At 63.0% G+C, this 12,009-nt stretch carries 10 protein-coding genes; 8 read left to right on the top strand and 2 right to left on the bottom strand.

Features of this window, described 5'->3' with window-relative positions:
* Window positions 1–7: 7 nt before the first annotated feature.
* The 3 genes from I41_RS11030 to I41_RS11020 all read left to right on the top strand — a co-directional run bounded on the left by I41_RS11030 (window position 8) and on the right by I41_RS11020 (window position 2,420).
* A complete protein-coding gene (locus I41_RS11030) occupies window positions 8–433 on the top strand; it encodes a universal stress protein (RefSeq protein WP_145432599.1) in 426 nt (141 codons plus the stop codon).
* Window positions 434–618: 185 nt separating this feature from the next.
* The gene (locus I41_RS11025; protein WP_145432598.1) at window positions 619–1,545 is read left to right on the top strand and encodes a DUF1338 domain-containing protein; all 927 of its coding nucleotides are present in this window, start codon (window positions 619–621) and stop codon (window positions 1,543–1,545) included.
* Window positions 1,546–1,691: 146 nt separating this feature from the next.
* On the top strand, window positions 1,692–2,420 hold the full coding sequence (locus I41_RS11020; RefSeq protein ID WP_210421156.1) for a Bax inhibitor-1/YccA family protein: 729 nt from the start codon (window positions 1,692–1,694) through the stop codon (window positions 2,418–2,420).
* A 205-nt stretch (window positions 2,421–2,625) separates the two neighbouring features.
* Here the strand turns inward: I41_RS11020 and I41_RS11015 are convergent, their stop codons facing one another.
* Window positions 2,626–3,879, bottom strand: coding sequence for an MFS transporter (locus tag I41_RS11015; protein WP_145432597.1), 1,254 nt, complete (start codon window positions 3,877–3,879; stop codon window positions 2,626–2,628).
* Window positions 3,880–4,517: 638 nt separating this feature from the next.
* On the opposite strand from I41_RS11015, the gene I41_RS11010 reads away from it, so the two are divergent.
* Window positions 4,518–6,245, top strand: coding sequence for a hypothetical protein (locus I41_RS11010; protein WP_145432596.1), 1,728 nt, complete (start codon window positions 4,518–4,520; stop codon window positions 6,243–6,245).
* Window positions 6,246–6,555: 310 nt separating this feature from the next.
* On the top strand, window positions 6,556–7,827 hold the full coding sequence (locus I41_RS11005; RefSeq protein WP_145432595.1) for a PQQ-binding-like beta-propeller repeat protein: 1,272 nt from the start codon (window positions 6,556–6,558) through the stop codon (window positions 7,825–7,827).
* Window positions 7,828–7,899: 72 nt separating this feature from the next.
* Here the strand turns inward: I41_RS11005 and I41_RS11000 are convergent, their stop codons facing one another.
* Window positions 7,900–8,667 carry a YdjY domain-containing protein gene (locus I41_RS11000; protein ID WP_145432594.1) on the bottom strand — a complete coding sequence of 256 codons (768 nt, stop codon included), beginning with the start codon at window positions 8,665–8,667 and terminating at the stop codon, window positions 7,900–7,902.
* 265 nt (window positions 8,668–8,932) lie between these two features.
* On the opposite strand from I41_RS11000, the gene I41_RS10995 reads away from it, so the two are divergent.
* The 3 genes from I41_RS10995 to I41_RS10985 all read left to right on the top strand — a co-directional run bounded on the left by I41_RS10995 (window position 8,933) and on the right by I41_RS10985 (window position 11,940).
* A complete protein-coding gene (locus I41_RS10995; RefSeq protein WP_145432593.1) occupies window positions 8,933–10,816 on the top strand; it encodes a hypothetical protein in 1,884 nt (627 codons plus the stop codon).
* 126 nt (window positions 10,817–10,942) lie between these two features.
* A complete protein-coding gene (locus tag I41_RS10990; RefSeq protein ID WP_145432592.1) occupies window positions 10,943–11,650 on the top strand; it encodes a YggS family pyridoxal phosphate-dependent enzyme in 708 nt (235 codons plus the stop codon).
* Window positions 11,647–11,940, top strand: coding sequence for a DUF167 domain-containing protein (locus I41_RS10985; RefSeq protein ID WP_145432591.1), 294 nt, complete (start codon window positions 11,647–11,649; stop codon window positions 11,938–11,940). The genes I41_RS10990 and I41_RS10985 overlap by 4 nt, the downstream gene beginning before the upstream one ends.
* Window positions 11,941–12,009: the final 69 nt, after the last annotated feature.

The following is a 12,009-nucleotide window of genomic DNA, read 5'->3' as shown; positions in this document are numbered from 1 at the left end:
CGAAGCCATGAATCGCTACGCTAATGCCAAGCTCCTCGTCCCGCTGGATTTCTCCGAGGAATCCGACCAAGCTCTCGACGCCGCGTTGGAAATCGCCGCGGCGAGCGAGCAGATCACGGCCGTCCACGTCGCACCGCCCCTCGGGGCGTTCGAGCCGGGAGTCGTTTACATCGCGACCGACGCCGAACGAAATGAGACCCTGCTCCACTCGCTCCACCGACGCTATGACGCCCCAAAATACCGGGGGGTGAAGTTCCAGATCCTATTTGGAGACCCCGGCCATGAGATCGCCGAATGTGCGAAGACCGCCGGAATCGGGCTGATCGTGATGCCTTCCCACGGCCGCACAGGCTTGGCTCACCTGCTCATTGGGTCGGTGGCCGAGCGGGTAATTCGACTAGCCCACTGCCCAGTTCTCGTTCTGCGGTCATAATACTAATGTGAGATTGGCTCTCGTGAACGCGCAAGCCCGCAGGCGCGCCCCACCCTCCTTCCGCCCCCGGCTCCGCCGGGGGCTAGCGATACGCAAGAGCAAAGTATACCCACACCTCCACCCCCGACCGGGTGCCGGGCCTACATGAGCAGATTTCAAGTTCCACCGCGACAGGTTTCCCGCCGATGATTCACACCGCTTCCACCGCCGCACCGCTTGATTTCGTCCTTGATGGCTTGATGCGTCGCTACCGCGAACGCGTTCCCGACGTCGACGGCGTCGTCCGTGCCATGGTCGCCGCCGGCTTGGTTGGTTCCGTCGGCGACATCGAGAATGACCACATTGCCTTCCGCACGATGGGCGTCCCTAATCTCGGCATTGCGTCGTTCGAAAAAATCTTCCTCCACTACGGCTACGCCAAGCGCGACTTCCTCCGCTTCGACGGCAAGAAACTCGACGCCTACTGGTACGCCCCGCCGGTGGCGCGTTATCCGCGGATTTTCATCAGCGAGCTCTGCGTCGACGAGCTGTCGCCCGAATCGCAGCGCATCATCCACTCTTACACCGACGAGGTGACGAGCGATCCGGTCGACTCACTGAATCTCGATGACGGCGCTGCCGTCGATCAATTCCTCCACAGTCCCCTCTGGCGCACGCCGACTTGGGAAGATTACCAACGGCTCGCCGACGAGAGCGAGTACGCCGCCTGGGTGATTTACAACCGTTACTACCTCAACCACTTCACGGTGAGCGTCCACAATCTTCCCGATCAGTACGACACCGTGGAGAAGTTCAACGAGTTCCTCAAGTCGCACGGCTTTAAGCTCAACAACTCCGGCGGCGAAATCAAAATCAGCGGCGACGGCCTGCTCTTGCAAAGCTCCACCGTCGCTGAAATGGTCGACGCGACGTTCCCCTTGGCCGCCGGCGGCGAAACGACGCAGCAAATCGCCGGCTCGTACGTCGAGTTCGCCGAACGCCGCGTCCTGCCGCAGTTTGCGACGCTCCCTGAAGGCGAAGTCTGCCGTGAACATCGCCGCGATGGCTTCGAGACGGCTAACGCCGACAAGATCTTCGAGAGCACCTTCCGCGACCAGACCGGCCGCCGCTGATCTCGTAAACGGCATAATTGCTGTCACCGCTTCCCCAAAATGAGGTAGAATTTGGGGACAAACGGCAGAGCCGGTCCGCGCGCCGTCCAGGCGTCAGATCGCCGCCGTCTTCAATTCGTACACGACCACATTCAGGAGAGAATGCGATGAACTACGCACAGGACAACAACAACCCCTACCTCAACTGGGGGATGACGGCGGCCCAGGCCGACGAGAACACCCGTGCGTCGTTTATTCGCAAGACCTATCTCCATCTGCTCGGCGCGGTCTTGGCCTTCACGGCCATTGAGGCGGTGCTGCTGAATTCTTCGTTCGCCGAGCCGCTCGCAGGCCTTATGCTCGGGACCCAGTACGGCTGGCTCATTGTCATGGCCGCCTTCATGGGCGTCAGCTACTTGGCGAACTCGTGGGCCATGTCCTCCACCAGCCCGCAAACTCAGTACATGGGCCTGGGACTCTACGTGATCGCCCAGTCAATCATCACGCTTCCGCTACTTTACGTCGCCCAACAGTCCGGGCCGCCGGGCGTTATTTTGAACGCTGCCGTTCTAACCGGCGTCATTTTCGTTGGCCTCACTGCCGCCGTCTTCGTGACAGGCACGGACTTTTCATTCCTGCGCACGGCCCTAGTCGTCGGCGGCTTCGCTGCCATGGGAGTGATCGTCTGTGCGATCCTCTTCGGCTTCAATCTCGGCATCGTCTTCATCGCCGCGATGCTGGTCCTCTGCGCCGGTTATATCCTCTACGATACCAGCAACGTGATGCATCACTATCGGATTGGCCAACACGTCGCCGCCTCATTGGCGCTCTTCGCGTCGGTCGCACTGATGTTCTGGTACGTTCTACAACTACTGATGTCGCTCAACCGGCGTTAGCAGCGCACCTGCAGTCCCTGGCTCCGCCAGGGGGTCGGTCACCATCCGGGTCGACGTCGCCCAACTTAACGCTACCCCCCGGCGGAGCCGGGGGCTGAAAAATAAACGGCGGCGGAGAGTCACCTCTCCGCCGCCGTTTTTATTGCGCCACCCACTCACCCACTCACCCACTCACCCACTCACCCACTCACCCACTCACCTCCCATCACTCCGCCAACTGCGGCATCGCCTCCGCCCACTCCGGCGCCGCATCATGCACCTCCACCGGCCGCCGATCGCCGCTGGCCAGCCACTGGAAGCCGGCGAGAACCGCGACGCCAACCCCCAGCGCCCCGTACCAGACCGCATTCGGATTCGCCTGGTAAATCGTCGAGCCAATCGCCGGCCCCGCGACCGACGCTGTCGCCAGCATCACCATGTACCACCCCATGTAACTCGCCTCGCCGCCGGCGCCGCTCCGATTCGCGACAAACCCAGTCGACAACGCCAGCGACAGCATTTCGCCCATCGTCAGCACCAGCATCGCCGCAACCGCGTACAGCGCCGACTGGCCGAACGGCAGCATGCCGAACCCGACGCACGAAATCAGGCACCCCCAACCGATCGTCCGCAGCAGCGGCCAATCTTTGATGGCGTCGACAAGCAACATTTCGAACAGCACGATCACGGTGGTGTTCACTGCAAACATCAACCCAATCGAATCGGTGTTGAGCCCAAAGTGATCGTGCAGAAACAACGGGTAGGTCGAGCCGAATTGAAAGAACACGATCATGTTGGCCAGCATCAGCAGCAGGAACCCGACGAACAGCCGATCGCGCGGCGGCGATGCGGAGGTGACAGTCGAAGGGTGAACATCGACCACCCGCTTGATGCGCTGCATCCGAAAGATCGCCAGCAAGGCGCCGCCCGCCGCCATCGTGCTGAAGCCGTCAACGAAAAACAGCCACTTGAAGTCGATCGTCGCCAGCAACCCGCCGATCGCCGGCCCGAAGGAGAACCCAAAGTTCGCCGCCAGCCGCTGCAGCGCGAACGCCCGCATCCGATTCGCAGGCGTCGTCAGCTGCGTGATCGCTGCCGCGTTCGCCGGCCGCACCGCCTCGGCGATCAGACTCACCAGGAACAAGTTCGCCGCCATCGCAGGCCACGTCTTCCAGAGCGGGAGGAACATGAATCCCGGCGCCGCCAGAAACAGGCACACGGTCTGGAACCGTATCGCCCCGAACCGCTCAGCCAGCCGCCCGCCAAGATAGGCGCCGCAAACCGCGCCCACGCCGTAAACGCTCACCATCCGCCCGGCGAGCGCCCCGCTGAAGCCGAGCTTTTGCGTGAGGTAAAGCGTCAGAAACGGCAGCACCATCGCGCCGCAGCGATTGACGAACAACGCCACGGCCAACCACCAGACTTCCCGCGGAAGCCCGGCGTAGGCGGCTCGGTAGCGTGCAATCGTGGCGCGGAGCATGGCCGAGCAAGCACTTCTTGTTGGGAAGATCGTGGGTCGACGCGACAGCAATGACAATAGGACATCGACGATGGTTCACCAAGGCTCTTCCCCGTCACTACCGTCATTCTGAGCGGAGCGAAGAATCTGGAAGTGTGATGGCGACGCTAGATCCTTCGCTCCGCTCGGGATGACGAACATCTCTCATCCCGAGCCCCCTTGTCCATTTGCAACAATCACGACATTTAATTGCAAAAAACTTGACCATCAGATCCTCCTCCATTTAGAACGAACAACGGAACAAGAAGAGGCCGCTTTTCCGAACGTCGTTCTGACGATCTTCTCTCACTTCGGAGGGCGTATGGTGCAGCTCTTTTCTGAGCCGCCGCCGATCTAGCGCGCGGCACAGTGAATTGAGGAATGTGGGAGGGGTCTCCGACCCCGATGACGGATTGCTGGCTGCTGTTCATCGATCCCGTCACGCGGAATCGGCGTCGGAGACGCCTCCCACAGACTTGTGTGCAATACTCTGCACAGCCTTTCTCCACAGCTTCGCGTTGGCTCAAAGTCGTGGTTTCTATCACCATGACGCCGCTGAGCGCTCGCGCGGGGGGACGACACGCGCGGACGGCGTCGCTGCCGCCTGAGGAGGCTCTTCTATGTCCGTTGAACAAGCGTCCGTCGAGGACCTGCCCGCTCCAGCACTGCCTTCGGCTGCTCAGGATTGGTGGCGCGTTCTCTACAATCACAATCCCTTCTACGTCATCAGCGCCTTGCTGACTCTCTACGGCCTGCACGTTTCGTTTGCCGACGGCCTCGACCCGACGCAAGGTTGGCTGCTAATGCGGCTGCTTGCTGGATACACGCTGCTGCTCGCCGCTGCGGCGATTCTCATCGTCCGCTTTGGCAAGGTCTGGGAGGACGCCCGCACGCTCGTGCTGCTCGTCGCCTTGCTGATGATCGCGATGTCGGCCAGCTTCGACCGCGTCTGCCTCGACGACTCCCGCGTCGGCGCCCGCTTCCTGCTCGCGGGGTTCATCTTCTCGATCGCTCTCTGCGAGCTCATCATCCGCGGACTCAATGTCCCCCTCCCTTGGACATACCGCGGACCATGTTACGCGGCGATGGCGATTCTCTTCGCTTATCCCCCGTATCTCGGCCACCTGTCGCTCGACGACCAAGAGCAAAAAATGGCCTGGCTCGTTCTCGCATTGCCGACGTTGTTGGCCGCAACAGCGCTGATGCTGATTCCCGCCGTGCGCCAGCGCGGAACCGAACTCCGCCGCCACGGCGCCCCTTGGCCATGGCCCTGGTATCCGATGTCGTGGTTCGTCATCCTCGCCGTCGGCGGCGTGCTGCGGGCCTTCTCGCTCGGCATTTCGTTCGAGAAAGAAAAGGGGTTTTCTTCCGGACTGCAACTCTACGCGTTCATTCCGCTCGCCTTGGCTGCAACGCTTCTCTGGGTCGAGGGGAGCCATCGCCGCAATCCGTGGCGCAGCGCCATCGGCGTCGGCCTGCCGATCGCCATGCTGTTCTTCGCGCTGCCGGGTTACCACGCGAGCGACGCCCAGTCGTTCTATCGCATGCTACTGCAATCGACGGTCGGCTCGCCGTTGCAACTCGCCGGCTGGCTCATCGCCATTTACTTCGTTTATCTCTGGCTTCGCCGCGTCGCCGGCGCCGAGGGCGGGTTGCTCGCCACTCTCGCGGTTCTCTCCTGGGCTGGTCCCGGCACGGTGAGCCTCGACACGCTTGCGCCCCTGCAACTCCTCCCCGCCACCGCGGTCGGTTTGCTCCTCCTCGGTCGCGGCCTGTGGTTAAACAGTTCGTTCCGTCTCGCCTTGTTTGTAGCCTACGCCATGCTCGGAGTGTCAATTCTTCTTCACGACGCCCCCTTCACGTTTGCCAACGGCTACCTCCCCTGGCACTTCTTCGTGTTGACGTTTCTTTGCCTTGGTCTCATTTATCGTGACGAATTCGCCAAGTGGATCGCGGAAACCAGCCCCGGTTTTTTGGTCTTCTCGGCGCTGGCCGCCCTGTTTCTGAATCGTGTTCTCTTTCCGGCCGCCACGCCCGCTGACAATGCGCTCCTCGCGCTGTTATTGTCCGCCATCGCCGCCTGTTATTGGAGACGTCAGCGGCACACCGCCAACCTCGTCGCGCTCGCGGTCTGCTTGGTTTCGTCGACGACGTCAGCGCTCGAGCAACTTCTCCTCCGCAGCGACGCGCTGATGCTTCTAAAAGGCAAACGCTGGCTCGCCCTCGGCGTCGGCTGCTTCGCCGCCGGCCTGTTAATCAGCCTTATCAAGGGAGGCCAAGTGCAGCGGCTGCTCGCTTGGCTTAAATCGTTCGACGACCGTCAGGAGAACGTCGACCACGGCAGTTAGCGCAGTTCACTAGCGACCGCGCCTATTTCCGCCCCCGGCTCCGCCGGGGGGGCAGCCACCAAACCGGTAGGCATCATCCTGTGATGTACTACCCCCCTGCGAAGCCGGGGGCTGAAAAAGAGATGCATACGCCGCAGGTCGGGCCGGAAACGCCCGACTTGCGCGTTCGTTCTCAACGCCTCTTGAGCCCGCCGCCAGTTGCCGCTGGCTCATCCCATCTGGTAGCATGCGCCGTGAGCCAGCGGCGTCCCGACGCCCCCTGCCTGGCGTCCTCCCCTGCCCTACCAGCCACCGATGGAGCGCTCCCGCGATGCGTCGCAGCCAACTTTCGGCAGTTCTCATTGCCTCGTTCGCGTCCCTCTCGCTCTTGAGCGTTGCCGCCTACGCCGAGTGGCCTCAGTGGCGCGGCGCGAATCGCGATGATATCTCCAAGGAGCAGAATCTCCTCCAGGAGTGGCCCGCGGGCGGCCCGCCGCGCGTCTGGATGTTCGAGAACGCGGGCGTCGGCTACTCCGGCCCGGCAATCGTCGGCGACCGCCTCTACACGATGGGGGCCCGCGGCGGCAAGGAGCTGCTCCTCGTTCTTGACGCGAACACCGGCAAGGAACTCGACGCCGTCGAAATCGGCGACGTCCTCGAAAACAACTGGGGCGACGGCCCGCGCAGCACCCCCACCGTCGACGGCAAGTTCATCTACGCCCTCGGCGCCCAAGGCAACCTCGTCTGCATCGAAGCGGCCACCGGCGAACTGAAGTGGAAGAAGTCGATGCAAGAACTGGGCGGATCGATCCCCACCTGGGGCTTCACCGAATCGCCCCTCGTCTACGAAGACATCGTGGTCTTCACCCCCGGCGGCGAGCAAGGCGCCATCGCCGCCCTCGACAAGAAGACCGGCGAAGTCGTCTGGCAGACCAAAGACGTCACCACCGGCGCCCACTATTCGTCGCTCGTTGTCCGCCAGGGGAAGAATGGTCCGGAGCTCGTGCAGCTCCTGGCCGATCAAGTCATCGGCCTCGATCCCAAAAGCGGCAACGTCCTCTGGTCGAGTCCTTGGCCGGGCAAGGTCGCCGTGATTCCGACGTCGATCATCAAAGACAATATGGTCTACGTCACTTCCGGTTACGGCGCCGGCTGCAAGCTCGTCGAGATCGGGGACGACGGCGAGGTCAAAGACGTCTACGAGAACAAAGTGATGAAGAATCACCACGGCGGCGTTATTCTTCTGGACGATCACGTCTTTGGATTTTCAGACGACGTCGGCTGGGTCTGCCAGGATCTGAAGACGGGCGAGCGGGTGTGGCGCGATCGCGAATCGCTCAAGAAAGGCGCGATCGCCTACGCCGACGACCGCTTTTACTGTCTCGGCGAGGACGATGGCCAAGTAGTGCTCATCGAACCTTCCATCGAGGGCTGGAAGGAACATGGCCGCTTCACGCTCGACCCGCAGACCGACCAACGCAAGGATGCCGGCAAGATCTGGACGCACCCCGTCATCAACAACGGCAAACTCTACCTGCGTGATCAAAACCTGATCTATTGCTACGACGTCAGCGAAAGCGGCGACGCGACTGCCGGAAATTGAGATCGCCCTGGCACGAAGTGAGGGGCTAGGGGGCGGGACCAAGTGCGAACGCCAATTGGCGTCAGCGCAGCCCTACTTCTTCTCCTTCAACTTCGGCGTGAGCAGCATCCGCACCGGCGTCCCCAGCGGCGGGATCTTCTCGCTGTTTGCTTCGAATAGCAGCCCTTCATTCGATTGGCTGCTCTCGATGGGAATATCGAGCATCGCCGTCGTGAAGTTTGAGACGCAGATAAGGTCGCCCGACTCCGCCATGTAGAAGTCTTTTCCCTGCTCATCCTTCCAAAAGCCGCTCCCGGCAAAGACCCACGGCTGCGTCATCGGCTTCTTCGTTTTCGAATCCCGGATCCAGTCCTGCGCCCGGGCTTTCTGCCACTGGCCCTTGTCGTCGAGCCACTGCACCTCGATTTCAATCTCCGTCCCGGTCGGCGGGGCAAACTTTGGGCGAAACTGCACCGGGTGCCCCGTCTCGGCGCCCACCGCCAGCAGCGCTGCATGCACCGTTTGGGCCTTTGTTCGCACGCCGAGGATCGACTCGTGCTCCTTGGTCCCCGCCAGGCACGCCAGCATTTCCAGGAACCCTTCGCGTAGCGACACATAGCCGTCGACGAAGATGCGGTGATTCTTCGTATCGACCCACACCTCATCCGCCTTCGTCAATCGCTTCGCTCCCTCAGGCGCCGGCAGCTTCGGCGGATCGACGACCTTCCCTTCCGTTGCAGAGGTCGCTTTCGGCGCCGCACCGCCAAACTGCGCATGAGCGGGGGTCGCCCACATCAGGAGCGAGCTTAGCGTACCGACGGCAATCAGCCGCACACAATGAACGACGACGACCAGATGCATCAGAGTAACCTGCACGAGAGTGTAGTGGATGGCCCGCGGGCAGCACGCCGTAGTAGGCAGACCGTGCCAGCGGCGGTGGGCGCTCGCCGCAGCATTTCGCAACGATGGCGCCCAATTCTACGCGACGTTTTCCCTGCCCCGTTCCCTGCCCCGAAAATCCCGACCGGAGCCCCGTGATTCTCTCCCCCAAACCCCGTACAATGCCGGCCTGTCTGCACCCAGCCAGGACGCACACCCAGCCACCGCCGCGGAGCGCTCTCCCCGTATGTCTACCACGTTTGATCCCAACGCAGAACCCGGCTTGCTGCACCTCGAATCCCCCGCCGAGTCTAACGGCAAGCTCGATGCCCTCCCCTCGCAACTTGTCACGCGCGCCGGCTTCTGGCGAAGTACAGCGCCAGCCGTGCTGAAAAAAGGGAAGCAGCCAGCGCACGAAGCATGGCTTATCTACTGGGGCGAGCGCCAGCCGCGCGCCACGTATGGGCCGGCGAGCGGCGCCGCTTCTGAACCGCTTCGATGGGCCCCGCTGGTCGCGACCCCCGCCCCCTCGACGCAAAAGTTGCTCGACCTCGTCGCCGCCGCCGGCAAAGAATCGGAAGCGGCCAAATTTGCCAAGAGCAAGCGTAACAAGGAACTTCAGGCCGCGGTCAACGATTGGCTCGCCGCCGCCAAACGGGCGCCCGCCGACGGGCAACTCGCGCTCGGCGCTCTTGCCGCGGCCCACCTGCTCGGCACGGTCGGCGGCGCGCTTTCCGCCGACCTTGGCTGGAAGCTCGTGGACTTTCTCACTGAATTGGCCCGCCGCGCGCAGGCATGGAATCCCGACGCCTCGGACGACGCCCTGGTCGCGCAGCAACAGCTCGCCGGCGAGTTGCCGCTCACGCTGTCTTATGTCCTCGACGAAATGAAACCCCTCCATGCGCTGCGCGCACCAGCTCGCGAGACGCTGAGCGAGGCCCTGGTCGAACTCCACAACGGTGAAGGACTCCCCCGCGGCGCCAACCGAGCGGCGCTCCGTCCGCTTCTCGCCTGCTGGACGCGCTGCGCCGCCATCGCCGCCGACGACAAACAGCGGCCGTTCAACTCGAAAGCGCTGCGCCAGTACCGCCATCTGGTGCGTCAGGCCCTTCGCTGGACCTCTCCCGCCGGCGCCGAGTTACTCCGCCCGGAGTCGGATGCCTGGCAGCCCGAATTTCTCCAGGCCGCGCTGCGACTCGGCGGCAAGAAGAAGGACGTCACGGCCGCTCGTACGCTCCTCGGCAAGCAACTTATCGGCAAAGATCTCGATCATGCCGACAAGACGCCGCATGCCCCGTACCACTGCGATTGGGCTCGCCTCGCTCTCCTCCGCAGCGGTTGGTCGGCCGCCGACGCCGTCGTCGCCGTCGACTACACTGGCGATCGCGTCGAACTCGAAGCCTGGGCGGAAGGACGGCGGCTTCTCAGCGGACTCTGGAAGACCGAATCGCGCATCGACGGCGTGCCCGTCGCCGCGACCGACGAATGGGAAGAAACCTGCTGGTTCAGCGACCGCGACGTCGACTATCTGGAGCTGACGCAAATTCTCGACGACGGCGTGCGAATCGATCGCCAGATCATGCTCGCCCGCCGCGATCAGTTCCTGTACCTTTGCGATCATTTCTACGGCGGCCAAGAAGCGACGCTCGAACACGCGTGGCAATTGCCGCTGGGCCCCGCCGTCCTCTTCTGCGGCGAAGGCGAAACCCGCGATGCGCTGCTCGTCGACGGCAAGCCGCTCGCTCGCGTCATGCCGCTCGCCCTCCCCGAATGGCGGATCGACCCTCGCGTCGGCGAACTTACTGGCGACGGCAATACGCTCACCCTGTCGCAAAAAGTCGTCGGCCGCAGCGTCGCCTGCCCGATCTTCATCGACCTCAATGCCGAACGTTCCACCAACGCCTCAACGTGGCGGCAGCTCACGGTCGCCGAGGCATTGGAAATCAAATCCACCGATGTCGCCGTCAGCTATCGCGTCCAGGCGGGCGCCGACCAGTGGGTCTTCTACCGCTCGCAAGGCCCCCGCGGCAACCGCACCTTCATGGGGCAGAACACCTCGTCGGAGTGCTACATCGCCCGCTTCGCCGCCCCCAGCGGCGAAGTCGAGGAGCTGATGGAGATTGAAGGCTGAGGCGTAGAATGACTGAATGACGAAATCCGAATGACGAATATCGGCAGTCAAACCGCATCTCATTCGTCATTCGGATTTCGTCATTCGTCATTTACTCTTGCACCTTCTCGTTTACTTCGCCAAACCATGCCCACCCCTCGCGAGTTGATAGCCGCCAACGTCGCTCGCACCCGCGAACGTATTGCCGCCGCGGCGCAGGCGGCGGGTCGCGATCCGGCAGAGATCAAACTCGTCGCCGTGTCAAAGTACGTCGACGCCGGCGCCGCCGCGCTGCTGGTTAGCGCCGGGTGCCATGCGCTCGGCGAAGCTCGTCCGCAGCAGCTTTGGGAGAAGGCCGCGGCGCCCGAACTCGCCGGCGTCGAGTGGCACCTCATCGGTCGTCTGCAGCGCAACAAGATCCGCCGCACGCTGCCGCTCGTGTCTCTGATCCACAGCGTCGATAGCGCGCGGCTGCTCGCGGCCATTAACGATGAAGCGGCGACGCTCGGCACGACCTGCCGTGTGCTGCTCGAAGTCAACTGCTCCGGCGACGCCGCGAAGCAAGGATTCACAGCCGAAGGCGTCCGCGCCTTGCTGCCGGAACTGCCGAATTACGCTCATCTCGAAGTTGCCGGCCTGATGACGATGGCCGCGCTCGACGGCGACGACGCGGTCGCCCGCGCCAACTTCGCCGCGCTCCGCCTCCTCCGCGACGAGCTCGCGCGCGAGTCGCCACCGACAGTCATGCTTCGAGAACTCTCCATGGGCATGAGCGGCGACTTTGAAATCGCGGTCGCGGAGGGCACGACCATCGTCCGCGTCGGTTCGTCGCTGGTCGAAGGCCTCCGCCGATGACCCCCTTGGAATCGCACCCGCAGGGCGCGGTCATTCGGGTCAAGGCCCGCCCCGGCGCCCGCCGCAACGCCCTCGCCGGCCACCACGACGGCGCCCTCCGCGTCGACGTCACCGCCGCTCCCGAAAAGGGCAAAGCGAACGACGCCATCATTGTCCTGCTCGCCAAATCCTTTGGCATCGCCAAATCATCGATCGAGCTGATTAGCAGTCCGGCGAATCCGCAGAAGCGATTTCTACTCGCGGGAGTCGATCTCGCCGCTGTCGAGAAACGCCTCTCCGAACTCCTCTAGAAAACGAGTAACCGCCAAGGGAATGCAAACAAATATTGGAACCCCCGATAAACGCGGATAAACGCCAAA

The sequence above is a fragment of the Lacipirellula limnantheis genome (assembly GCF_007746075.1).
GTDB lineage: Bacteria > Planctomycetota > Planctomycetia > Pirellulales > Lacipirellulaceae > Lacipirellula > Lacipirellula limnantheis.
The sequence above is the reverse complement of the archived record's forward strand: the minus strand, read 5'-3'. Positions and strand labels throughout refer to the sequence as shown.